Annotated in this window: 21 protein-coding genes and 1 tRNA gene; 13 read left to right on the forward strand and 9 right to left on the reverse strand. The window is 61.2% G+C overall.

Features of this window, described 5'->3' with window-relative positions:
• Positions 1-124 precede the first annotated feature (124 nt).
• Positions 125-442: a rhodanese-like domain-containing protein gene (locus IY73_RS05470; RefSeq protein ID WP_053979040.1), complete on the reverse strand. Its 318-nt coding sequence runs from the start codon at positions 440-442 to the stop codon at positions 125-127.
• Between the two features lie 124 nt (positions 443-566).
• On the reverse strand, positions 567-1,973 hold the full coding sequence (locus IY73_RS05475) for a dicarboxylate/amino acid:cation symporter (RefSeq protein WP_082346598.1): 1,407 nt from the start codon (positions 1,971-1,973) through the stop codon (positions 567-569).
• A gap of 40 nt (positions 1,974-2,013) precedes the next feature.
• Between IY73_RS05475 and IY73_RS05480 the strand changes: the two genes are divergently transcribed.
• Both IY73_RS05480 and topA read left to right on the forward strand, forming a co-directional pair.
• On the forward strand, positions 2,014-2,628 hold the full coding sequence (locus IY73_RS05480; RefSeq protein WP_053979041.1) for a hypothetical protein: 615 nt from the start codon (positions 2,014-2,016) through the stop codon (positions 2,626-2,628).
• Between the two features lie 171 nt (positions 2,629-2,799).
• Positions 2,800-5,637: a type I DNA topoisomerase gene (gene topA / locus IY73_RS05485; protein ID WP_237025120.1), complete on the forward strand. Its 2,838-nt coding sequence runs from the start codon at positions 2,800-2,802 to the stop codon at positions 5,635-5,637.
• Here the strand turns inward: topA and IY73_RS05490 are convergent.
• Positions 5,621-6,280 (reverse strand): hypothetical protein, encoded by a 660-nt coding sequence (locus IY73_RS05490; RefSeq protein WP_148417734.1) that lies wholly within the window; start codon positions 6,278-6,280, stop codon positions 5,621-5,623. The two genes, topA and IY73_RS05490, sit on opposite strands and share 17 nt — an antisense overlap.
• Before the next feature lie 288 nt (positions 6,281-6,568).
• On the opposite strand from IY73_RS05490, the gene IY73_RS05495 reads away from it, so the two are divergent.
• Positions 6,569-7,828 carry a DNA polymerase III subunit delta' gene (locus tag IY73_RS05495; RefSeq protein ID WP_053979044.1) on the forward strand — a complete coding sequence of 420 codons (1,260 nt, stop codon included), beginning with the start codon at positions 6,569-6,571 and terminating at the stop codon, positions 7,826-7,828.
• Positions 7,829-8,017: 189 nt separating this feature from the next.
• A tRNA-Thr gene (locus tag IY73_RS05500) sits at positions 8,018-8,090 on the forward strand.
• 159 nt (positions 8,091-8,249) lie between these two features.
• On the opposite strand, the gene IY73_RS05505 is transcribed toward IY73_RS05500, so the two are convergent.
• Positions 8,250-9,404 (reverse strand): serpin family protein, encoded by a 1,155-nt coding sequence (locus IY73_RS05505; RefSeq protein ID WP_053979045.1) that lies wholly within the window; start codon positions 9,402-9,404, stop codon positions 8,250-8,252.
• 69 nt (positions 9,405-9,473) lie between these two features.
• Here IY73_RS05505 and IY73_RS05510 point away from each other — a divergent pair, with 69 nt between their 5' ends.
• On the forward strand, positions 9,474-10,382 hold the full coding sequence (locus IY73_RS05510) for a Dyp-type peroxidase (RefSeq protein WP_053979046.1): 909 nt from the start codon (positions 9,474-9,476) through the stop codon (positions 10,380-10,382).
• Positions 10,383-10,515: 133 nt separating this feature from the next.
• On the opposite strand, the gene IY73_RS05515 is transcribed toward IY73_RS05510, so the two are convergent.
• Positions 10,516-11,748 carry an alpha/beta hydrolase family protein gene (locus IY73_RS05515; RefSeq protein WP_053979047.1) on the reverse strand — a complete coding sequence of 411 codons (1,233 nt, stop codon included), beginning with the start codon at positions 11,746-11,748 and terminating at the stop codon, positions 10,516-10,518.
• 312 nt (positions 11,749-12,060) lie between these two features.
• Here IY73_RS05515 and IY73_RS05520 point away from each other — a divergent pair, with 312 nt between their 5' ends.
• Positions 12,061-12,324 (forward strand): GlsB/YeaQ/YmgE family stress response membrane protein, encoded by a 264-nt coding sequence (locus tag IY73_RS05520; RefSeq protein WP_053979048.1) that lies wholly within the window; start codon positions 12,061-12,063, stop codon positions 12,322-12,324.
• Positions 12,325-12,428: 104 nt separating this feature from the next.
• On the opposite strand, the gene IY73_RS05525 is transcribed toward IY73_RS05520, so the two are convergent.
• Together IY73_RS05525 and IY73_RS05530 are read right to left on the reverse strand one after the other, a co-directional pair.
• The gene (locus IY73_RS05525; protein WP_053979049.1) at positions 12,429-13,406 is read right to left on the reverse strand and encodes an esterase/lipase family protein; all 978 of its coding nucleotides are present in this window, start codon (positions 13,404-13,406) and stop codon (positions 12,429-12,431) included.
• Between the two features lie 16 nt (positions 13,407-13,422).
• Positions 13,423-13,806: a hypothetical protein gene (locus IY73_RS05530; protein ID WP_053979050.1), complete on the reverse strand. Its 384-nt coding sequence runs from the start codon at positions 13,804-13,806 to the stop codon at positions 13,423-13,425.
• 453 nt (positions 13,807-14,259) lie between these two features.
• On the opposite strand from IY73_RS05530, the gene IY73_RS05535 reads away from it, so the two are divergent.
• A complete protein-coding gene (locus tag IY73_RS05535; protein WP_082346637.1) occupies positions 14,260-15,279 on the forward strand; it encodes an SPFH domain-containing protein in 1,020 nt (339 codons plus the stop codon).
• A 44-nt stretch (positions 15,280-15,323) separates the two neighbouring features.
• Positions 15,324-15,533, forward strand: a complete 210-nt coding sequence (locus IY73_RS05540) for a hypothetical protein (protein ID WP_053962218.1) — start codon at positions 15,324-15,326, stop codon at positions 15,531-15,533.
• A 159-nt stretch (positions 15,534-15,692) separates the two neighbouring features.
• Here the strand turns inward: IY73_RS05540 and IY73_RS08740 are convergent, their stop codons facing one another.
• Together IY73_RS08740 and IY73_RS05545 are read right to left on the reverse strand one after the other, a co-directional pair.
• The gene (locus tag IY73_RS08740; RefSeq protein WP_257720249.1) at positions 15,693-15,818 is read right to left on the reverse strand and encodes a hypothetical protein; all 126 of its coding nucleotides are present in this window, start codon (positions 15,816-15,818) and stop codon (positions 15,693-15,695) included.
• Between the two features lie 111 nt (positions 15,819-15,929).
• Positions 15,930-16,406 (reverse strand): inorganic diphosphatase, encoded by a 477-nt coding sequence (locus tag IY73_RS05545; protein ID WP_053962219.1) that lies wholly within the window; start codon positions 16,404-16,406, stop codon positions 15,930-15,932.
• Between the two features lie 126 nt (positions 16,407-16,532).
• On the opposite strand from IY73_RS05545, the gene dacB (IY73_RS05550) reads away from it, so the two are divergent.
• From dacB (IY73_RS05550) to ftsH, 5 genes are all read left to right on the forward strand, one after another.
• Positions 16,533-17,921 (forward strand): D-alanyl-D-alanine carboxypeptidase/D-alanyl-D-alanine endopeptidase, encoded by a 1,389-nt coding sequence (dacB, locus tag IY73_RS05550; RefSeq protein WP_053962220.1) that lies wholly within the window; start codon positions 16,533-16,535, stop codon positions 17,919-17,921.
• A gap of 17 nt (positions 17,922-17,938) precedes the next feature.
• Positions 17,939-19,327 carry a D-alanyl-D-alanine carboxypeptidase/D-alanyl-D-alanine endopeptidase gene (gene dacB / locus IY73_RS05555; RefSeq protein WP_053979052.1) on the forward strand — a complete coding sequence of 463 codons (1,389 nt, stop codon included), beginning with the start codon at positions 17,939-17,941 and terminating at the stop codon, positions 19,325-19,327.
• A gap of 2 nt (positions 19,328-19,329) precedes the next feature.
• Positions 19,330-20,448, forward strand: a complete 1,119-nt coding sequence (gene tilS / locus IY73_RS05560; protein ID WP_053979053.1) for a tRNA lysidine(34) synthetase TilS — start codon at positions 19,330-19,332, stop codon at positions 20,446-20,448.
• Between the two features lie 90 nt (positions 20,449-20,538).
• Positions 20,539-21,117, forward strand: coding sequence for a hypoxanthine phosphoribosyltransferase (hpt, locus tag IY73_RS05565; protein ID WP_053962223.1), 579 nt, complete (start codon positions 20,539-20,541; stop codon positions 21,115-21,117).
• Positions 21,118-21,261: 144 nt separating this feature from the next.
• A complete protein-coding gene (ftsH, locus tag IY73_RS05570) occupies positions 21,262-23,589 on the forward strand; it encodes an ATP-dependent zinc metalloprotease FtsH (protein WP_082346639.1) in 2,328 nt (775 codons plus the stop codon).

Here is a 23,589-nt window from a genome sequence, read left to right on the forward strand (position 1 = left end):
ATGGTGAGATACCGTCGGATGGGGCGAACACGTTGCGGCAGGACAAACGCCCCCGCGGGGCGAGGGCGTTTGTGTGAGGCTGCGCGGCTGTGGTGAGCTGCGGTGGGGAGAATGGGGTGGTGTTTTAGTTGGCGGGAATGTTGTTGAGTCCAGCGTTGGTGTAGGGCTCGTTCAGCCAGTGAATGTCGAGATCGTTGCGGGCTTTGTTGAGGTAGTCGCAGACTTTTCCAGCGCGTCCACCGAGGCGGCAGTGCACCCACACTTCGCCGGCGGGGATGTCGTTGGTGCGGCGCGGAATGTCACCCATGGGGATGTTGGTGGCGGCGAGGAGGTGGCTTTCGGCCCACTCTTCGGGCTCGCGGACGTCAAGGATGAGGGGAGGAGTGGTGCCGTCGTCGAGACGTGCTTTGAGCTCTTGGAAGGTACTGACGGTGAGGGACATTGTCGTCTCATTTCTGTGGAATAGTCGGCAGCAAAAGATGTGGCCCTCACAAGGCGGGCCACAACCTCGTTCTTCCAGTATAGCGATTACCCCTAGGGGTATAATGGGATATTGTGATGAAGGGTTAGTGTGTAGGCTCGTCAGCCGAATCGGTCGGAGCTACCTGCCGCGCCTTTTTCCCCTTCTCCGCTTTCTTCGCTACCGACGTTGCCGAAACAGCATCCAAGCCCGCGGCTGCAATATCAGACTGTGCCAACGCGGTCGCATCCTCGGCAGCCCGCGCATCAGCCATTTCTTCCGCAACGTTTGGCTGCGCCAACTGTTTGCGGCTCATTCGCTCCAGAATCTTGGCAAGAGCACCGTCACCTGTCACGTTGGTCGCCGTGCCGAAAGAGTCCTGCGCCAGGTAGAGCGCAATCATCAGGGCAATCATGGTGGGGTTAAAGCCAAGGATGGACTGCAGTGCGCCCACTGCCGTCATCACTGCACCGCCCGGAACGCCAGGTGCGGCCACCATCATCACGCCCAACACTAGAATGAGCGGAATCATGGAGCTAAAGCTAGGGGTGCGCCCGTGAGTCATGGTGACCACCGCAGCAGAACAGCTGGTGATGGTGATAATAGAGCCCGCCAAGTGAATATTGGCGTTGAGGGGGATCGCGAAGTCCGCGATACGCGAGTTCACCCCGGCTTCCTTCGCAGAACGCAGCGTCACCGGAATAGTCGCCGCCGAAGACTGGGTGCCCAAGGCAGTGAGGTAGGCGGGCATCATGTGGCCCAGTAGCGCAAAGGGGCTCTTCCGGTTGGTTGCGCCCGCCACGCAGTACACCAGCACCAGGAACACCCAGTGCAGGACGATGACCATGAGGAAGACCTTGCCGAACACCTTGAGAATATGCTGAACCTGCCCGGCATAGGTCATGTTCGCGAAGACCGAGAGGATGTAGATCGGCAGCAGTGGGATGATGATGTAGCTGAGGAACTTCTCGACGATGGAACGGAAGTCCTCGGCCAGGTCATACATGCGGGTGGAGGAAAGACCCGCCATGCCAAGCCCCAGCAGGAAGGCGAGAATAAGGGCGGTGGTGACGGACATGATCGGTGGCAATGAAAATGGCAACGATTCCACCCCATTGGCGTCCACCGTCACCCCATAGGCCTTTACCAAGGATGCGGACGGGTCCGAAATGGCCGTCACCGTCGCCCCCTTGAGAATGTGCGGGTAGAGTACCAACGCCACCAGCAGTGCCATCGTCCCGGCGAGAATGGTGGACGTATACGCCAGGGCTACCGCTTTGCCCAGCAGTTTGCCGGCTCCGCGCCCAATAGACCCAATACCAGGGGCAATAAAGCCCAGGATAATGAGGGGGATGGCGAAGCCTAGCAGTTGGCTGAAGACCATGCCAAAGGTCGCAAAAATGCGAACAGGTACATCGCTGCCGGTGCGCTGGCTTGCCCACCCCACCAGGATGCCCAGGAGTATAGCGACAAGAATCCACACCAGCAACGGAATCTTCCGGAGTATGCGCATGGTACACACCCTACCTTAGGGGGAAGGTATCCTATACACCGTGGATCAGCTGACGTTCTTCGATACGGGACTCGTCCCTGTTACTGCCTATGACCTGGGGGCAGTGCTTGTTGCCCAGGGACAATGCCAGCTGCTCTTTGGGGACTCCGACACCACCCGCGGGAAGCGCCGCAAACCTACCCCACAGTCGGCCCGCCTGTCCGTGCTGCTCCACAGCGAATGGAGAGCCCGCCAACTGAGCGACCTCGCCCAGTTGGCGGACTGTGAGGTGACGGTTGACACCCCGGCGGAACGCAGCTGGCTGGTACGCATGGCAGGGCCGATGCTGCTGCCTGTCGCCCAGGCATGGACAAAAGGCGCCGTGAAGACGGTGCCGGCCCACTGGGCGCTCTCCGATCGGGCACTGCAGATTTGGGCGACAGTGGCGGGAACGCTGGAAGAGAACGGGATGCAGTTTGGGCTGGATCCTTCTATTGCCAGCCATGAACCTCTACGCGAGCGGGCTGCGGCAGCACTGGCACAGCTGGGTGCAGCAGCCTCCTATGTGGGTCCCCGGGCAGGTGGACCGGCCTTACGGGTGACCGGGCAACGGCGTCTGGGGAACGTGATGACCATTTTGGGCGAGCCGCCCGAGGACGGTTCCTGGGACGCCTAGTGGCCCCCGCGTGGACCGGTGTTGAGCAGGCCGGGTGGCAAACCTGTTGCAAATTTTTTTGTGCGTATATATAACGTGTAGTTTTAGACCCCCATTTTTCGCCTATGCTAGCGAAACGTAGGGGTAGGCGGATCTTCCGCCCTACTCATCTTGAGGAAAGGTCGCGATTTAGTGGCAGCACAAGCAGCAGGCGAGCACCATCTGGTGATTGTCGAATCGGCAACGAAGGCCAAGAAGATCCAGAATTATCTGGGCAAAGGCTATGTTGTGACCGCATCCATTGGGCATATCCGAGACCTCCCCTCCGGCGCCGCCGATGTTCCCGCCAAGTTCAAGAAAGAGAAGTGGGCCCGTACCGGCGTCAATGTCGACGACGACTTCACCCCCCTCTACGTCGTCAACCCCGACCGCAAGGCCAAAGTTCGGGAACTGAAGGATCTGCTGAAAGACGCCGACGAACTCATCCTCGCCACCGACCCCGACCGGGAAGGCGAGGCTATTGCGTGGCACCTCCTGGAAGTCCTCAAGCCCAAGGTACCGGTTAAACGTATGGTGTTCCATGAGATCACCCCGGAGGCTATTAACGAGGCCATCAACAACACCCGCGACCTCGACTTTGACCTCGTGGAAGCGCAAGAAGCGCGCCGTATTGTGGACCGCCTCTACGGCTACGAAGTGTCCCCCGTACTGTGGCGCAAAGTAATGCCGCGCCTATCCGCCGGACGTGTCCAGTCGGTCGCCACTCGTATGGTGGTGGAGCGGGAACGCGAGCGCATGGCCTTTGTCTCTGCCGGATACTGGGACATTACCGCCCAGCTGTCTGCTGCTGACCGCGCCCGCGAGAATACTGCCCCCACACTCTTCCCCGCCAAGCTGGTGGAAGTGAACGGGCAGCGTATCGCGCAGGGCCGCGACTTCACCGACAAAGGCGACCTGAAGTCCGGCAAGTCCACCCAGAATGTCATGGTGTTGGATGAAGCCGGGGCATGCAGTCTGGCAGAAGCCCTGCAAGGGGGTACTGCGGACGGTGACGGGTCCACGGCTGGCCAGCGTCTGGCCGTCACTAGTGTGGAGGAGAAGCCCTACACTCGCCGCCCCTACCCGCCGTTTATGACGTCGACGCTGCAGCAGGATGCCGCCAATAAGCTGCATTTCTCCTCCGACCGCACGATGCGTATCGCGCAGCGCCTCTACGAAAACGGCTACATCACCTACATGCGTACCGACTCCACCACGTTGTCTGCGGCCGGCTTGAACGCGGCCCGTCAGCAGGTGCAGGAGGTCTTTGGGGAGAAGTATCTCTACCCCAGCCCCCGCCAGTACAACCGTAAGGTGAAGAATGCGCAGGAAGCCCACGAGGCTATCCGCCCCTCCGGCGACCACTTCGCCTCGCCGGACTCCCTGCGTGGTGTCCTGGATGCTGAAGAATTTAAGCTCTACCGGCTTATTTGGCAGCGTACCTTGGCATCCCAGATGGCCGATGTGAAGGGCTCCACCATGACGGTGCGTTTGGAAGGGGATGCTCCCACCCACCCGGCCACTCCGGTTGCCTTGACCGCCTCAGGACGCACCATCACGTTCCCTGGTTTCCTCAAGGTGTACGGCGCTGGCTACGGGGATGAGCAGGACGGCGAGTCCTCCGCTGGGAAGGACACCCACGTGCCGCAGCTTGCCGAAGGCGACACTGCAACGGTGAACTCGGCCACGCCGGAAGGCCACACTACCAACCCGCCCGCCCGCTACACCGAAGCAAGTTTGGTGAAGGCGATGGAAGAGTTGGGTATTGGCCGCCCCTCCACCTACGCCAGCATTATCCGCACCATTAATGATCGCGGCTATGTGGTGAAGCGTGGCTCCGCCCTCGTCCCCAGCTGGGTAGCATTCGCAGTGGTGGGGCTGATGGAGCGCGGCTTTGACCGTCTGGTGGACTACAACTACACCTCCGACATGGAAGACGAACTGGATGCTATTGCGGAGGGACGGGAGAACCGCAGCCGCTGGCTGAGCGCCTTCTACTTCGGTGATGGGGAAGCCTCCCTGCAGAAGTCGGTGCCCGGCAAGGGCGGCTTGAAGGGGCTCATTGAGCAGAATCTGGAATCCCTGGATGCGCGAGAAATCAACTCGCTGCACCTTTTTGACGATGCTCATGGGGTCCCGGTGTATGTGCGGGTGGGTCGCTACGGGCCTTACTTGGAACGCACCATCAACTCCGATACCGCCGCCCCAACAGTGGAGCGAGCCAATATTCCCGATGCCGTCACCCCAGACGAACTGACTCGCGAGAAGGCGGAGGAACTGTTTGCAGTGCCCACCGATGGCCGCGATCTGGGCCGCCACCCGGAGACGGGCCACGAGATTGTCGCCAAGGATGGCCGCTATGGTCCCTATGTTCAGGAGGTGCTGCCGGAGGAGGATCCGGGTAAGCCGAAGACGGCGTCGCTCTTTAAGTCCATGGACCTGAAGACCGTCACCTTGGAACAGGCGGTGCAGCTCTTGAGTCTGCCGCGTCTGTTGGGGACAGACGCGGATGGCGAGGAGATCGTTGCCCTCAATGGTCGTTATGGCCCATATGTGAAGAAGGGGAAGGAATCTCGCAGTCTGGAGAAAGAAGAAGACCTGTTCACGGTTACCCTTGAAGAAGCCCAGAAGCTGTTGGCGGCACCGAAGTTGCGGCGCGGACAGAAAGCTGCGGCGGGACCGCTGCGGACGCTGGGTGAGGACCCGGCTACCGGTAAACCTCTCGAGGTAAAGACCGGCCGCTTTGGACCTTATGTGACCGATGGTGAAGTGAATGCCTCACTTCGGAAGGCCGACAGTGTCGAGACGATGACGGCGGAGCGCGCCAGTGAGCTGCTGTCAGATCGACGTGCCCGGTTGGCGGCCGGCGGAGGTAAGAAGCCGGCCCGGAAGGCTGCTGCGAAGAAGACCACCGCCAAAAAGACCACTGCGGCGAAGAAAACCACTGCGAAAGTAGCGGCTTCCAAGAAGGCGGCTACTGCCCAGGAGTAGGCTCTTCCTGCTGCAGTCGGCGTGCCATCCAGGTGAGGGCACCCGTCCGGATCACGAGGAAGAGCGTCATCGCCGCCAGCACGTAGATGCCCATCGCCTGCGGCGATTCCATCACCCGCGTGGCGATGAGGACGATGCCGACAATAATGGCGAGGGTCCAGTAGACGCCGGTACCGATGTGGAGGGCGCGTCGTTCTCGCTGCAGACGAGGATCAAATTCTCGCTCTTGCAAGAGCACTCGCTCAGGGAAGTAGGTGGACAGGCTCCACACCAGTAGTGCGGCCGCTCCCGCCACTACCAGCAGTACGAGGGAAATGAGGAGCGGCTGCGCCCACACCGCATCATGGGGCGACACTGTGCGGTGGGAGACGAGAAGCGGAATGGGAAACAGGGTGAAGAGGGCTAAGCTCATCCCCAACACCAGAGTTTTGCGCTGCCGGTAGGTGCGACGCCATTCCTCGACCACTGCGCACACGGCTTCCGTGGTGCACCGGTGGGTGGTGGCCAGTGCGTCGAAACGGTAGAGATGCTGGGTGCCCACCATGAGGAGCGCCACTCCCGCAATAATCATGAGGGTCGTGAGGATACCGCCTATCACCGTGGAGATGCGGACGCTCGCCCCCATTCCCTGTACCAGCGACACCCCGACGAATTGGGGATTGCCGCACCGCACAGGAGTGCGACGGCACCGGAGAAGAGCGGTTGGGTGTCCTGGGCACGCTGCAGATATCCCTCGGCTTCTGCCACAGTGAGAGTAGCGGGAGAGGTAAGGGTCGGGTCGCTGGGCTGCATTATCGTTCCTTTCACTAGCGGAACCGGTGGGGAGCGCGAGTTTCCACTAGCGGACTTACCATAACCAGTAACAATGCTGTTACGGGCGTTTTTCTCCGCGAGCTCACAGCGGCGTGAGCAAACCAGCTAGGCTAGACCCGTGAGTGTTTTCGATCGCCTCGCCGGCCAAGAAGATGTGGTGGCGCAGTTGCAGGCCGCTGCCGCAGCAGCCCGTCAGATGGTGGCCGATACTGCCGAAAACACGTCTTCACCTGCAGAGAATGGATATTCTGGGGATGGTGACGGGCTTGCGCGGGCGAAGATGACGCACGCTTGGCTTTTTACTGGCCCGCCGGGGTCAGGGCGCTCTATTTCCGCCCGTTGTTTCGCTGCTGCGTTGCAGTGTGAGTCTGCGCAGGGGCCAGGGTGCGGGGAGTGCGAGGTGTGTCGGGCGGTCATGGAGGACCGTCATCCTGATGTCACGGTGGTGCGGCCGGAGGGGTTGACGATTTCCGTCAAGGAGATTCGTGGCATTGTGGCCCGCGCCAGTACTTTCCCGGCGACAGGCCGATGGCAGGTTGTCATTATTGAGGATGCAGACCGGTTGACGGAGCAGGCCGGTAATGCGCTGCTGAAAGCGGTGGAGGAGCCTCCGTCGCATACGGTGTTTATTCTCTGCGCACCGTCGGATGATCCGCAGGACATTATGCTGACGCTGCGTTCCCGGACGCGCCACATTTATGTGCGTATGCCCACCACTGAGGCGGTGGCGCAGCTGTTGGAGCGGGATGGGGCGAGCCAGGAGCAGGCGCGCTGGTCGGCGGCGGTGTCGGGCGCTCATATTGGGCGGGCGCGGGCGCTGTTGAACTCGGAGGATGCACGCAATAGGCGGCGTCGGGTGTTGGAGTTGGGGCAGGCCACCGCCCAGCCAGGGCACGGTTACGACCTGGCTGTGCAGATGGTGCAGGATGCGCGGGCGGCCGCTGCCGCCGCCAATAAAGTGTTGTCGGAGGGGGAGACAGAGGAGCTGCGAACGGCCTTGGGGGCGGGCGGTACTGGGAAGGGTGCGGCGGGGGCGCTGCGCGGTTCAGCGGGGGCATTGAAGGAGCTTGCGGATGCGCAGAAGCGGCGCGAGACCCGCATGGTGCGGGATTCGGTTGATTTGTCGTTGACGGATTTGGCTACTTTCTACCGGGATGCGTTGGTGCAGGCGACGGGTGCGCGGGTGCAGCCGGTGCATGTGGATGCACGACGGGTGACGGCGACGATGGGGCAGACGTTTTCCTCGGAGGCGTTGCTGCGGTGTATTGATGCGGTGATGGCTGCGCGGGTGGAGATTGGCCAGAATGTGAAGCCGGAAGTAGCGGTGGGCGGTATGGTAGCCCGCATTAGTATGGCGTTGGCAGCTAGCCCCCGCTAGTGTCCGCAGCTAGCTCCCGCTTTGTGTTTCAATTAGCTCCGTTAGTGTCTTAGCCGCGTCCTAGGAAGTGTCTCTGAGGGGTCTTGCGCGTCACCTGCCGCAGGGAACTGCTGTGGACACGCAGAGGTTGGGTTTTTCTTTACCTGGGGTTCTCCGCTAAAGTTAACGTGCACTCTTTGGTGGGTGCAGGCCGCTTTAGCTCAGTCGGTAGAGCGATTCACTCGTAATGAATAGGTCAGGAGTTCGATTCTCCTAAGCGGCTCATCACACACAATTCACCGTATCGTCGGTACGCAAAACGTGAGCAGATAACAGTCCCCGCCGGAACGCAGCGGGGACTTTCTGTATCTTGGTGGTTGTGCGCCTGTTGTTCGCCCGGGGCGGGTGTTCCGGCCGCGTGAAGGTTGTCCGGCCAGGTAGGTTAGGGCTGTGATGGGTGGTGGATAGCTCCCATATAGACCGGCACATCCGTTTTTTCGTCGCGGATCACCAAGAGGAACGGGTGGTCGCAGACCAGCGGCGGGCGCGGTGTGCGTGCACCGCTATGAGCACAGGTCAGCATTACCATCTCGACGGTGGCAGCAGCTGTAGTTTCCCGCTCGTCAACATCGAGCAGCACCTGCTGGACGCAGTCGCTGATCCCGCTGACCTCCGGGGACATGGCGCTGAAGTCGGCATTGTCAAAGAGGCTTCCTAACCCCATGCGGGTGAGGGCGTTGCGGAGGCTCTCGGAGGAACTGGTGTTCACCTTGGGCAGTTTCACTTCGAGCGGCAGCCGGGAGGACTCCAGCATCTCCTGGAGTAACCCTAGGAGGAGTCCGGGCGTGGCCTTGAGGGGGCTGGTGCCGTCTGGAGGGACGATGATGTCACAGGTGAGGCCCCCGTCGTAGGGGAGGGTGGTGGCACGCCATCCTTCGTAGTCGCCGTAGGGGAGGTTCCGGGTGGTGTACATCATGCGGCAGGGCTGGCGTTCCCCACTCATAAGGAAGAACTCGTCATCTTCCGTATCGTCGACACGGAACGGTTCCGCCCAGGGAACAATGAGTGCGAGCGCCGACTGCAGCACCATATCAATAGCGGGGGTGACGGTAATGCCGGAGCGGGGGATGAGCCCCTTGGTGTTGCGATAGACCCAGCTATCCAAGTTCTCCTGGGCTTTCGCAGTGTTGGTGAAGTCCAGCCGATGCATGGTGCCGCCCAGGTTAGCCATGGTGGCGGCGAACCCACGCTCACATGTCAAGCCTTGTCGGGCGACGGCGCGGCAGGCAGTGGAGACCAGGCGGGAGCCTTCCGCGAGGGTGTCAGCTATCTCCCGCAGCTGTGCCTTTTCCGCCATCCCGAGGACCGATAGGAGGTCCTGTAGCGTCTGCCCAGCGGCCCCGGCGGCGGCGGTGGCGAGTGCCAGCTGTAGGCAGGTGGGGGAGGTGAGAAAATTACGACTCTCCGCCACCCGATCGGAGATGGAACCGGGCTCGTGGGCGATGGACTGCAGGGTGCGGAGCCCCAATTGGTAGGCCTTGGGGGCGAGGGCGGTGCGCAGTGGACCGTTGCAGGCGGGGCGGGTGTTTCGATTCACTCTTCTACCCTACGTCCTTAGCCTCTACTGGCCTGGGAGGCGCCTGCTCTGCTGGGTAGAATGAGACGCATGAATGCACAGTCTGGATTGTTTGCCTTTGGGGCAACAGAACATCTCTATCTCACTTTCGACCTGACTGCCGGGGCCGATGTCCAGGAGGCGTTGCAGACTCTCGCCCAGGCAGGTAACCCTGCTACTACCGACATGGTGAATGTGGTGGTGGGTGTACGCCCGAGCCTGTGGGCGGAGGTTGCGGACGCTGCGGACGTGCCGGCTGATGTCCACGACTACACAGAGGCTAAGGGCGAAGGCATTACCGCTATGCCCGCCGAGCAGCATGACTTTTGGATCTGGATCAGCTCCGCCGGCATGGATGCCTGCTGGGACTGGGCTAAGCAGGTCATCAGTGCCTTCGGCTCGAATGCGGAGCTGAGCTCCGAGTATCGCGGCTGGGGCTATCATGGCAACCAGGATCTGACGGGGTTCGTGGATGGCACCGAGAACCCGGGCCGTCTGGAAGCACCTCAGCATGTGGCCGTCCCGGAGGGGAAACCGGGCGCTGGCGCCTCCATTCTCCTTTTCCAGCCCTACGAGCACACCAAGTTCAACTGGTACGAGACCAGCATCGAGGAGCAGGAAAAGGCCATTGGCCGCACCAAACTCGACAATATTGAGTTTGATGATGATGTGAAGCCGCTGTCTGCCCACGTTGCTCGTACCAATATCGATACCGATGAGATGTCTGTGAAGGTGTGGCGCCGCAATGTGGCCTACGGCGATATGCACCGCCACGGCACATTGTTTGTGGGCTTCACCAACGAGCAGTGGAAGCTGGAGGACATGGTGGACCGGATGGCTGGCGCCGACGGTGTGCACGACTCCATCATGAACTTCATGAAGGTCACCGGTTCCGCCTGGTTTGTTATCCCCAGTGTGGAGGCCATGCTGAAGTTCCTCCCCGAAGACGACGAGGACTAGCCGCGCACGCACCCGCGTTGCGGAGGACTCGTCACCACCCTGACTGCACACAACTGCCGCCCCGGACCGAGATCCGCGGGCGGCAGTTGGATATTATGGGCCGATAATGACGAGAGCGTACGAGGGCGGAGTATTAGCCCTGCATGACGCGCGCCACGAACGGGGTGGAGTCCTTGAGGGATCCGTTGACCGTCTGGCTGTGGTCATAGTTGGGGTAGAGGTAAAATTCCACCGGTTCCCCACGCAGGTACATTTCTGTCACCAGGCTGATGGCGAATGGTGCGGGGACGTCGACGTCCTTCAGACCCTGGCCGACGAAGATTGGGCGATCGTAGCCGGAGGCCGGGGTACCCATATACTCCTGTAGAGCCTTATGGATGCCGGGGAGGGAGAGCAGCGGCTTGGCGAAGAGGGTGTGTAGAGACACGTTCTGGTCCTCGAGTGCCTTGTGGAGGGAGCCGTAGCAGAGGGTCTCGGACTGCTTGACCCACTTCAGACCTTCCTTGTTGAGCACCTGGTTCACCTTCATGTCGGGGCGGGCGTCACGGAACCCAGCCAGCACATAGAGGATGTAGGTGGTCATGCCCGCGCCCACGTCAAAGGGAGGGAAGTGCGGGCCAGCAAACTGCAGAATATCTTCAATGTGGGCAGGGGTGCCGGTGGAGACGCCACCGCGGTAATCCACGCCGGAGCCTTTACCGAATTCGGTGGCGTAACGGGCGGTGTTCATGGCCACGCCGCCACCCTGGGATTGGCCCACCACAACCCACTTGGGGGAGAACTTGGCGAGGGTGGAGCGCTGGGCGGCGATGACGGAATCCACCACGTTATGGGCGGAGGTCTTGCCGTCCAGGTAGGCCATCAGACCAGGAGTGCCGAGGCCCACGTAGTCGGTGGCGACGACGGCGTAGCCCTGGTTCAGCCAGTGGTCCAGGTACTTGACGTCGCGGAGGTAGCGGTCACCGGCGGAGGGGGTACAGGTGTCACCGAGGCCCACCGTGCCGTGTGCCCAGGCCACAATAGGGTAGCCGCCGGCGGGAGCAGGCTTCTTGGGGAGGAAGATGGCGCCGGTGGAGACAGCCATCTTGCCACGGGAATTCTGCGAAGTGTAAAGGATACGGCTGGCTTTGGAGGCAGCGGGGAGCCAGGCTCCCTTGTCGAGGGGAACCTCGCGGAGGAGGGTGCCGTTCTTCTGGGGGATATGTCCGCGGTAGTGGGAGACGTCCATGCCAGACCAGAGGGGGACGGGTTGGCCTGGTTCAATGGGGTCAGCTCCAGCGGTACCCAGACCGCTAGCGAGGAGGGCGGCGGTCGTTACCAGTGCGGTAGTGCTGGAAAATATACGGTTGCGAATGGATTTCTTCATAGTTACTAGAGAAGCACATAGTGTGGGAAAAATCCGACTTTAAACCTCGTTGAGCAGAGCTTCTTTAAAAGAAAATAATCGATAACAAACTGGTCAAGCGTTTATTATTTTAGGTTGCGAGTGTCTTCCCTGTTGGTAAATTGTGGCGTATTCCCAGCTAGTGTTAGTTCTCGCTGGCAGCGAAACGGCTGACAACCACCTGTGTTTTCCTTACACTAAGAGGGTAAGAACGGGTATTTTGCTCGTAGCAAATTCCTCCTCGTGAGGCTATATACAGAAAGTCCCCCTGGGGACTGATGAAAGGAATAGCTCATGGAGCTCGCATTCGGTTTCCTCGGTTGGATTATCTTCGGTGGCATTGCTGGCTGGCTCGCTTCTAAGGTGATGAAGACCGATGAGCAAATGGGTGTTTGGGCCAACATTGGCGCTGGCGTTGCAGGTGGTCTTATCGGTGGTGCCATTCTTGGCTTCGTGCTCGGTGCGGAAAGTGCCGGCTTCTTCTGGAGCTTCGTCACTTCCTTCGTCGGTGCCTGCTTGGTCATCGGCATTATCAAGGCTGTGAAGGGGCGCAAGTAGTCAACGCACTGCGTCCTCCGACGCAGCCCATACAGATATAGGAATGCCCCCGCAGATGCGGGGGCATTCGCTGTTTCTAGAGTGAGCTTTGTGCTAGCAGAACGCTAGGGGGCAGTGTAGTCGGATTGGCCAGCGTCACCAGCAAAACCGTTGTTTTCGCCCTTGTGGCTCTTACCGACCCACCCGTTGGGAACCTCCCACGGGGTGCCTTTGCAGTTGGCGGGCTGGTTGCGCAGGGCACGCAGAATAACCGGGCGCGCAATGGGGTCCTCGATCATGCCTGAGTGCGTGATCTCATGATCCACCCGACATACATCCTGGATGACAACATTCTGCACGGTGGCACGGGGTCCGGCTTTCATCATGCCGGTGGTGTATGGGGTAGCGGTCTTATCGTCCTTGGTCATCAGGCTGGCGTAGTGGACGCCAGGCATGGTGTCCGGAATGGACTTAGCATAGGCGATGGTGGGGGAGTCCCAGAGCTGGTATTCCGCCGGCAGCGAGGCGAAGAACCCAATAGCCTCTGGCAGGATGGGGTACTTGTGGGGGCCAAATGCACCCATGCTGTCCATGTCGGTGCCCTTCAGCGTGGGGGTGATGAGCACTGCATTGTTGACGTAGCGGTTAGCCTTGTACTTGTAGATCCACAGCTTGGTGAGCAGACCAGCCAGAGAGTGGGCTGCCACATTCACCTTCTTGGCACCGGTCTTCCGCATCACCATCTTGACGTAGGCGTCGATCTCTTTGAGGGAGGTGTCAACATCCTGGACGGCGTAGCGTTCGCGGTACTTCTCGAAGATGGCGTCCTCGTTGTAGCCGAAGTTCAGTGCCCACACGCACATTCCGTTGTGACGCAGGTAGGGGGTGAGGTACTTCCACTTCTGGGCGTTGGCCCACGTGCCGTGAATAAGAACGACCGGGTAGGGGTCTTTCTTGGTGAGGGTGCAGTGGGGGTCGCTAATTTCGGGGACGGTGTATCCCGGGCCGGGGAGGATAGCTGCTTGGGCCACCGGGGTGGTGGTGAGACTAAAACCGAGCACTGCAGCTAGGGCTGCAGACACGCATGCAAGAGTTTTCTTCATAGCTTTCATTCTATACTTATAGTGCCCACTGGGTGTCGGAACACGTCACCTGCTTGTTCTGTAGTGCCCGCAGTACAAGCACCTGAACAGCCTGGTTCGTGGTGAGCTTGTTGTGGTCGAGCATTTCGCCGGGCTTGCACACGTTTTCCACGGTCACATTGGTGACGGTGGTGCCGCGGACAGGCTTCAAGAAGGTCGCGTCGTAGGGGGTAGAAGTGGTGTCGTGCTTGGTGGCTAGTGCGGTATAGCGCACACCCGGCATGGTGTCCGGCAGCGAGTTGATGTAGCGCACCATGGGGGAGCCGACCAGCTGCTGAAGGGCAGCACTTGAGAGGACGGCGGAAAGACTGGTGGCGAGGGTGGGGTTGTCCCAGACGGGGAAGGTCGACAGACCCATCATGGTGACGCCGGCTGCCTTGCGGGCCTGTGTGAGGGTGGTGTCGGGGCCGTACTGTCCGCGTTGGACGGGGACAGTGGGGGCGGTGCGGAGGAAGCCGTCATCGGTGCCGGGAGTGGTGGTGAGGGGGCTGCCTGTGCAGCGGTGATGGTAGCGGTGAGGATGGCGCAGCTGGTAAGAAGGCCGGCTGCTACGCGAATAGTGTTGTTATGCATAAGGAGATCCTGGTGATATGACCCTGCTGCGGTGTCTGTAAAGGTCAATAGGTACATGGGTAATCGTTGACGAGCGTAGTGAATCGGTCAAGGGATATTACCGAGAGTGGCAATTATGTGACGCGGGAGACAGCTGGGTGGCGGAGGGGAAGGAGAGTGTTGTCACCTCTTGCGAGCGCACACCAAAATGGTATCATTTTGACGTCATACTATGTGTACAGACACAGGAGAAGTGATCGACATGAAGCGCACCCTCACCCCCGTATCACCCAACAACAACACCAACCCCGCACCCGCCACCCCACCACACACAGAAGCGGACGTAGTTCTCGACGGCACCCCCGCAGCCACCCCAGCCCCCGGAAAGTTCGGAGGCTTCGACATCGAAGAAAAGCGTCTCCCCCACCTCACCGGTGGGCATGCTGCCCTCATTTTCCTCCTCCTCATCGTGCTCTTCACCGGCAGCATCGCACTCATCGCTGCTACCGGGGACACCGCCTCCCCCGCACTGACAGCAGTAATTGTCATCGTCATGCTGCTCAGCATCATCACCTGCACCGGATTCAGCATCATCCAGCCCGGCCACACCCTCGTTAGCCAATTCTTCGGCAAATACATCGGCACCATCCGTACCGATGGCTTCATCTTCACCTACCCCCTCACCGCCCGGAAGAAACTCTCCGTCCGCGTCCGCAACTTCGAAACCAACGAACTGAAGATCAATGACGAAGACGGCAACCCCGTCACGACCGCCGCCATCGTCGTCTGGACCGTCGGCGACACCGCCCGTGCCAGCTTCGCCGTCAAAGACTACGAAGCCTTCATTGAAACCCAAGCCGAAGCAGCCCTCCGCCACGTCATCTCCACCCATCCCTACGACGAAGGCAGCCGTACCGACGTCGTCAGCCTGCGCGGCTCCACCGATGACGTCAGCCAAGAGCTCGCCGACGAAGTCGCTGCCCGAGTCGCCTCCGCCGGCCTCACCATCATCGAAGCTCGCATCAGCTCCCTCGCCTACGCCCCCGAAATCGCCCAAGCCATGCTGCAACGCCAGCAAGCCGCCGCCGTCGTCGCCGCCCGCGAACGCATCGTCGAAGGCGCCGTCTCCATGGTGCAAGACGCCCTCCACCAGCTAGAAGAACACGACATCGTGGAACTCGACGACGAACGCCGCGCCGCCATGGTCTCCAACCTGCTCGTCGTCCTCTGCTCCGACAACCACGTATCCCCAGTAGTCAACACCGGAACCCTCTACAACTAAAGGACCCGGCCACCCACACCCCACCACCCGAAAGAACCACCACCATGGTTAACCGACGCATCTCCGACACCGCCCGCAAAACACTCTCTCTGCGGCTCACCCCCGAAGTGTATGAAGGAATCGCTCGCTGGGCTGCGGATGATCTCCGCTCTATCAACGCCCAAATAGAAATGCTGCTCCGCGATAGCCTTCAAGAAGCAGGTCGACTCCCCGCAAAAAAAGACCGCGCCCGGAGTGACACTTCGGCTGCTTAGGCAGAGCCGACAACGATGACACATGGGAGAGTCCAGATCAACGACCTGGACTCTCCCACTTGTTTGGAATAAGAACACCGCTCTCAATGCCGTCACAACGAAAAGGCACCCATAGGAAACCTATGGGTGCCTTTTGTGTTATCGATTGGGAATGCTTTTTTAAGAGTGGATGAGGGCGATAATGGGGAGCACGACAATGATGCCAACAATCTTGAGAACACGTCGGACGATCTTGCCGGCCTTGGCCTTATCGAACTCTTTCTTTTCCTTTTTTTCTTTTGCCATGCGGTTATTTTATCCAACATATGTCGGGAGATGTGGATAAAAGGTGTGCGAAGTTGCCGTTATCCCTCTAACCGTATGGTGCATGAACTCTTTTTTCGGCAGTGACAGGGGTTAGCCCTGGTAGCGTTCCTTGGCTTCTTCCAGGATCTTCTCGGCAGCAGCCTTGTCGCCCCAACCGGTGCCGGAAACTTCCTTGTTGGGCTCCAAGTCCTTGTAATGGACAAAGAAGTGCTCGATCTCGTTGCGGAGATCCTGCGGTACGTCATCGATGTCGTGGATGTGGTTCCAGCGCACATCGTCCAGCACAGCGATCAGCTTGTCGTCGCCGCCGGCTTCGTCGGTCATGTTGAAGACGCCGACCACGCGGGCGGGCACAACGCAGCCGGGGAAGACGGGTTCCGGCAGAATGACGAGGGCATCCAGCGGGTCGCCATCCTCACCCAGGGTGTGGTCAATGAAGCCATAGTCGGCCGGGTAGGCCATGGGGGTGAAGAGGTAGCGGTCCAGACATATGCGACCAGTCTCGTGGTCAACTTCGTACTTGTTGCGGGACCCCTTGGGGATCTCAATGATGACGTCGAGGCTCATCAAGTAACCTACCTTTGCAGCGGAAACTAACGGTTTCCTATAAGGATAGACCAGGCTCGCACCGAGCCCGTGATTCATGAAAGAATGAAGCGGCAATACGCCCACTCACTTGGCAAAGGACTGTCTATGAAAGACCGTAAGCGTCTCACCATTGCCCTCTCCGTGTTGATGGTTATTCTGCTCGCGGTCGGTACCGCACTTGCCTTTTACATCGTGCCGCGGATGCGGGGTGTGAACGCCACCGACTCATCCTCCTGGGTGAAAGGTATTGCCCTGCCACCCACCATGGAAGAACGCGATGACGTGTTCCAGCCGGTATCCCAAGATGCCCCCATTCCCGATGCAGACATCCTCTCCGCCCGCCTGAACGCACTGCTCAGCGACTCCACCATGGCGAACTTCACCGGCTCCGTCCACGACGCCATGAGCGGGAAAACCTTGTGGGAGCACCAGCCGGACAAAGCCCTGCAATCGGCCAGTGTGATGAAGCTGCTCACCGCTCAGGCGGCCCTCCTGGTACTTCCCGATGAGCAGCGGGTCAAAACGGAAACCCTCTTGCTCGGTAACGGCACTGTCGTGCTGCGCGGCTACGGGGACGTCACTCTCTCCACCGCCCGCACCGGCCAGGACAGCTTCTACCATGGTGCGGCACGCCTCTCCGAGCTAGCCAAGCACACTAAGGTTGCCCTGCAAAAGCGCGGTATCACCGCTACCAAAGTGGTCGTAGATACCTCCCTCTACCAGGAATCCGCTATGGCGAAGGGCTGGAATTCTGCCGACATTGGCGGCGGGTTCATTGCCCCCATGTCCCCGGTGATGGTGGACGGTGCCCGCCTCAACGCCAGCTGGGAGGATTCCCCCCGCGCAGAGAGCCCGGCCACCCAGGCAGGGCGCGCGCTAGCCCACTATCTGGGCGTGGATACCGTCACCGTCACCAGCACCCGTACCAAGACCTCCACCGTGTTAGGTACGGTGTGGTCCGCGCCGCTTCTCACCCGACTCCATGACGTCCTCATCCACTCCGACAATGTGCTGGCGGAGGCCATCGGCCGAGAAATCGCAGTGAAGGAAGGACAGCCCGCCACCTTCCAGGGAGCCACCATCGCCATCCGTCATATCCTGGAGAAGAACGACATCAACACCTCCGGTCTCAAGATGTTCGACTCCTCGGGGCTGTCGTTGCGCAACCGGGTGTCCTCCCATACCCTCGTCGACGTGCTGCGACTGTCGGCAAAGAAGAGCCAAAGCCGGGCCCTGCTAGACGATCTGCCTGTCTCGGGTGGCTCCGGCACACTCTCCAATCGGTTCTATGACGGGTCCTCAGCGCGCGGCTGGATCCGTGCCAAAACTGGCACGTTGAGCACCGCCAGCAGCCTGGCCGGTATCGCCGTCACCCAAAACGGCCGGGTGCTGGTGTTCGCGTTCATTATTAACGGCGAGGGCCCTTCAACCGCCCGCCCAGTCCTGGATGCCCTGGCCGCCACGCTCCAGGCTTGTGGGTGCCAGCCCAAGTAGCCCAGTAGCATGGGGGTATGCGCACACCCCACGTTCAGTTCCGCCCCCGCTCTGCCACCGCAGGCCTCCTGGTAAGCCTGCTGCTGTGCGCCACTGCGGTAGCTTTTCCGGCTGACGGGCAGGCCGCCCTCCCACCCGACCACAGCCACCCGCCCGCCACAGCTCTCCCCACAGTCTCCACACAACCCGGACAAACAGCCCTCCCCGCGCAACCTGCCCCAAGCGGCTCCTGCACCCTCACCATGCGGAAGGCCCTCACCTCGACTCTGCAGGCCAGTGGTATCACCTCCTTCGGTGGGGTGGTCTCCAGCAGCATCGAGTTGTGGCAGAGCGGCGCCAGCCGTCCCCTTGCGCCCGCTTCCGTCACTAAACTCCTCACCGCCTCCGCAGCCCTCCACACCCTCAACCCCAACCGGCGCCAAGAAACCGGCGTCTACCTGGCCATTGACGGCAGCCTGGTCGTGCGCGGAACTGGCGACGTCACCCTCTCCCGGCGCGCCACCGGCCCCACCTTCTACCGCAACGCCGCCCGCCTCTCCGACCTTGCCCGGCAGGTATCCGACAAAGTAAAGCTGCTGCCCATCAAACCCAAGCGGCTCATCGTCGACACCTCCTACTACACCGGCCCCACCATGGCCCACGGGTGGGACCGCTGGGATATCGGCGGTGGCAGCATCGCCCCCATCGTCCCCGCTATGCTGGACGGCGCCCGCATCTACGACACCGGCTGGTACAACCCCCGCACCGCCACCCCTTCCCTCCAACTGGGTGCCACCCTCGCCCAGTACCTCAACGTCAAAGGCCTCACAGTAGAAGTAGCGGACAGTACCCCACTGGCCCTCCTCCCCCTTGGCAAGGTCTATTCCGCCCCGCTCACCGACCGCGTGCACGACATGCTGCTGTACTCCGACAATGTGCTGGCCGAATCGATCGGCCGGGAAGTGGCGAAAGCCCTGGCGAAACCTGCCAGCTTCCATGGCGCAGCCTCCGCCGTACTCACCGCCATAGGCACCAACGGCATCCCCACCACCGGCGCAATCCTGCACGACACCTCTGGTCTCTCCACCTACAACCGGCTCACCGCCCGTACCGTGGCAGAAACTCTGCGCCCCCACACGCTCGTGGACAAAACGCAGGTCACGGACATCATCGAGGCCAACCTGCCAGTTGCAGGGCAGAGCGGTACCCTCCGCTACCGCTTCGGTGGGCAGAACGCCGCCGCCCGCGGCCATATCCGTGCCAAGACCGGCTCCCTCAACAACGTCAGCACCCTGGCCGGCATTGTTTACAGCCTCCGCACCAGCACCCCCTACTACTTTGCCTTCCTCGTCAACGGCACCGCTTACTGGCCAGCCACCAGCTTGGTCGATAACCTGGCTGCCGCCCTTTACCGCACAGGCTGCTAAGTATGTCTGACACCACCCGCCCGCTACCCCACGCTGACACCTTCGGTGGCAGCGGAGACCCCCACATGTGGGCCGTCACCACAGCAGTCCGCACCTGGTGGGAGAGCTACGGCCGACCTAGCCGAATCTGCGTCGCGCTTTCCGGCGGGGCAGACTCGCTCGCCCTCACTGCTGGAGCCATCCGCACAGGCGCCCAAGTGACGGCACTCGTCGTTGACCACCAGCTGCAGGAGGGATCCACCCAAGTCGCCCACCATGCAGCTGACCAAGCCCGCCAACTCGGCTGCGTCGACGCCCTCGTCATCCCCATCATCGTCACCGATGAACAAGGAGCGGGGATGGAAGCCGCTGCCCGCGAAGCCCGCTACGCAGCCCTCGACATGCTGCGCGCCGGGCAGCCCGTGCTGCTGGGCCACACCCAGGACGACCAGGCAGAAACCCTGCTTTTAGGGCTACTACGCGGCTCCGGCCCGCGAGCGATCGCCGGTATGTTGCCCTGGGAGGAACCCTGGGGACGCCCGTTGCTCGGTCTGCGCCGCGCCGATACCCAGGCGGCCTGCGCCGAACACACCATTGACGTGTGGGAGGACCCACAGAACAGCGACCCCGCCTTCACTCGCGTCCGAGTGCGCCATGAGCTGCTGCCGCTGCTGCGCGACATTAGTGGGGGAGACGTGGTACCCGGGCTGGCACGCACCGCCCAACTGGTGCGGGAGGACACCGTGCAGCTAGATGCGCAGGCCGCTGACCTCCTCGACCGCCTTACTGCGGAACTTCCCCTGTCTGAGCCAAACAGCCTGCCCCCGGCTGAACCCACTAGCCTACCCGTGTCAGGGCTATGCGACCTGCCCATATCGGGGCTGTGCGACCTGCCCGACCCCACCCTGCGGCGGGTGCTCCGCCTCTGGCTGCACCGAAACGGACAAACCCAGGTGGGGTACCCACACCTCACCAGTATTGCCCGGCTCCTCACCGACTGGCACGGCCAAGGGCCTGTCACCATCCCCGGAGGTGCCACGGTGCGACGCCACCACCAGCAGCTGACCCTCCAAGCCCCCACCTGCGGAGAACACTGCTGCGGCGACACCTACCCCCACCCCCCAGCGCCCATTTTTAGGTGATTTGCCCCCCAAGAAACTATTCTCGAAGAAGAAGGACGCACCCCGTGCGGCCTGCCCACCCCAACGGATCAGCCACTTCAGAGGACACCGATGAGTACTGTGCCGGAATCAGCAGCCTCCTACTATGCAGATGCGATCGAAGAGATTCTCATTGACGAAGAAACTCTCGCCCAGCGTGTGAAGGAGCTCGCTGAAGCAACAGCCGCCCGGCACGCCGATGACCCCGAGGATCTCATCCTCATCTGCGTCCTCAAAGGCGCCGTCATGTTTCTCACCGACTTCTCCCGCGCCCTCCCCATCCCCAACCAGATGGAATTCATGGCCGTCTCCTCCTATGGTGCCGGCACCAGCTCCTCCGGCGTAGTGCGCATCCTCAAAGACCTCGAACGCGACATCACCGGCCGCGACGTCGTCATCGTCGAAGACATCCTCGACTCCGGACTCACCCTCTCCTGGCTGCTCCGTAACCTCTCCTCCCGCAACCCCCGCTCGCTCGAAGTCGTCACCCTGCTGCGCAAGCCGGAAGCACGCCAAAGCGTCAACGTGGACTGTGCCGACGTGGGATTCGATATCCCTGACGAGTTCGTCGTGGGCTACGGCCTCGACTTCAACGAGCAGTTCCGTTCCCTCCCCTTCGTCGCCAAACTGAAGCCCGAAGTATTCCAGTAACAGCCGGCCTCTCCGCACCCCTACTTTCCCTCCCCACAGGCTTTCGCGAAGAGCGCTCTCGCCTGCATCGTTAGCATCTAACCGGTAGTGTGTACGTAGACACAACAGAGAAGGGATGGGCCATTCCCCACGGCCCGCATGTGCATGGATCGTAAGAAGCTATTCCGCAACATCGGCATCATTGCCTTTATCGTGCTGCTGTTCGTCGGCCTGTCGTTCTTCGGCGCCAACAACTCCGTCGACTACCAGTCCGTCAACACCTCCGTTGCCCTCCAACAGATCAAAGACGGCAACGTGCAAAAGGCAGTGCTGGAAGATCGTGAGCAGGTTCTCAAACTCACCCTCAAAAAGAAGGTGAAGGTCGAGCCCGCCACCCCTCAGAAACAGAGCCTCTTTGCACCCCCCAGCCAACCCGGCACTCTCACGGGAGACAAAAAGACCAAGACAGTCGAGGCACAAGCCCTCACCACCCAGTTCCCGGCTGCCGCTGCCGACGACATCTTCACCCTCCTGGAAAGCTCCAAGGTAGACGCCTTCACCACCGAGGTTCACCAGTCCAGCTGGTTCACCCAGGCCCTCATCTACCTGGGCCCCACCCTGCTCCTCATCCTCCTCATGGTGTGGTTCTTCGGACGCATGCAGAAGAACGGGCCCATGGGCTTCGGTAAATCCACCGCCAGTGGCATCAACAAAGACCGCCCTACCACCACCTTCAAAGATGTGGCCGGCGAAGACGAAGCGGTGGAAGAACTCAACGAGATCAAAGACTTTCTCCAGCACCCGGATCGGTACGAGAAACTAGGCGCCAAGATCCCTCGCGGCGTGCTCCTCTATGGCCCGCCCGGTACCGGTAAAACCCTGCTGGCGCGCGCCGTCGCAGGGGAAGCCGGCGTGCCCTTCTTCTCTATCTCCGGTTCCGACTTCGTCGAAATGTTTGCCGGTGTAGGGGCCTCCCGCGTCCGTGACCTCTTCGAGCAGGCCAAAAAGAACAACCCCTGCATCATCTTTATTGACGAGATCGACGCAGTGGGCCGCCAGCGCGGCGCCGGCATCGGCGGTGGCCATGACGAACGCGAACAAACCCTCAACCAGTTGCTGGTCGAGATGGACGGCTTTGATGACCGCCAAGGCGTTATCCTCATTGCCGCTACCAACCGCGTCGACGTCCTCGACCCCGCCCTCCTGCGCCCGGGCCGCTTCGACCGGCAGATCCCCGTCACCAACCCCGACCTCAAAGGACGACAGGCCATCCTCAAGGTGCATGCCAAAGGCAAGCCCTTCACCAAGGACTGCGACCTTGACGCGCTGGCCAAGCGCACGGTTGGTTTCTCCGGCGCAGACCTGGCCAACGTTCTCAACGAGGCGGCACTGCTGACGGCCCGCCAAAACCAGAAGGCCATCACCCCCGACAACCTCGAAGAGGCCACCGACCGGGTGATCGGAGGACCGCGCCGCACCGGCCGCATCATCTCTGAAAAGGAGAAGAAGGTGACGGCCTACCACGAGGCTGGCCACACCATCTGCGCCTGGGCAATGCCACAAATGGACCCCGTCTACAAGGTCACCATCCTGCCGCGTGGACGCACTGGCGGCTACTCCATGGTGGCCGGCGAGGACGACTCCGGCCTGCGCACCCGCACCCAACTGCTCAGCCAAATCGTCTTTGCTATGGGCGGCCGCACCGCCGAAGAACTGGTGTTCGCCGAACCCACCACCGGCGCCTCCAACGACATTGAGCAGGCCACCAAGATCGCCCGCGCCATGGTGAGCGAATGGGGCATGAGCGCTAAACTTGGACCCGTCAAGTATGGCGAAGAGGAAGGTGACCCATTCCTGGGCCGTACGCTCGGCACCAAATCCACCTACTCGCACGAAGTCGCCCGCGACATCGACGAAGAAGTGCATCGCATCATCGACGCCTGCCACACCGAGGCCTGGGCCACCCTCTCGCAGTACCGGGATCTGCTGGACACACTCTCCTTTGCCCTCCTGGAGAAAGAAACCCTCCGCCGCCCCGAGCTGGAAGAGATCCTGGGAAGTATCGACACCCGTCCACGCATCACCGAGTTCGATGACTTCGGCGAGCGTATCCCGTCCAGCCAGCCGCCGGTGAAGACCCCGGGTGAACTAGCCAAGGAACGGGGGGAAGAGTGGCCTCCGAAGATGGAAAAAACCACTCTTCCCGAGATTAGCGAAGACGATATCGTTCACTACCCAAGTCCGGATAAGCCCGCCCAGCCGGGCCGCCCCAAGCCGGTATTTCGCCCGATCCCGCACGGTCCCCGCTCCAGCGGCGCCGACGGCAAGCGGGGGGACGGCGCAGGCAACAACCAGCCTGGTGGTTCGGGTGGACCCACCAGCGGCACCGGACAGAGCAACGGCACCGGCAATGGGCAGGGTGACGGAAACAGTGGTCGTGACGGGCTGGGCGGCCTATTCGGCGGCTGGCGCCCCGGACCCCGGCGGCACTAG

Origin of the sequence: Lawsonella clevelandensis, from assembly GCF_001293125.1 — a bacterium.
Taxonomy (GTDB): Bacteria; Actinomycetota; Actinomycetes; order Mycobacteriales; family Mycobacteriaceae; genus Lawsonella; species Lawsonella clevelandensis.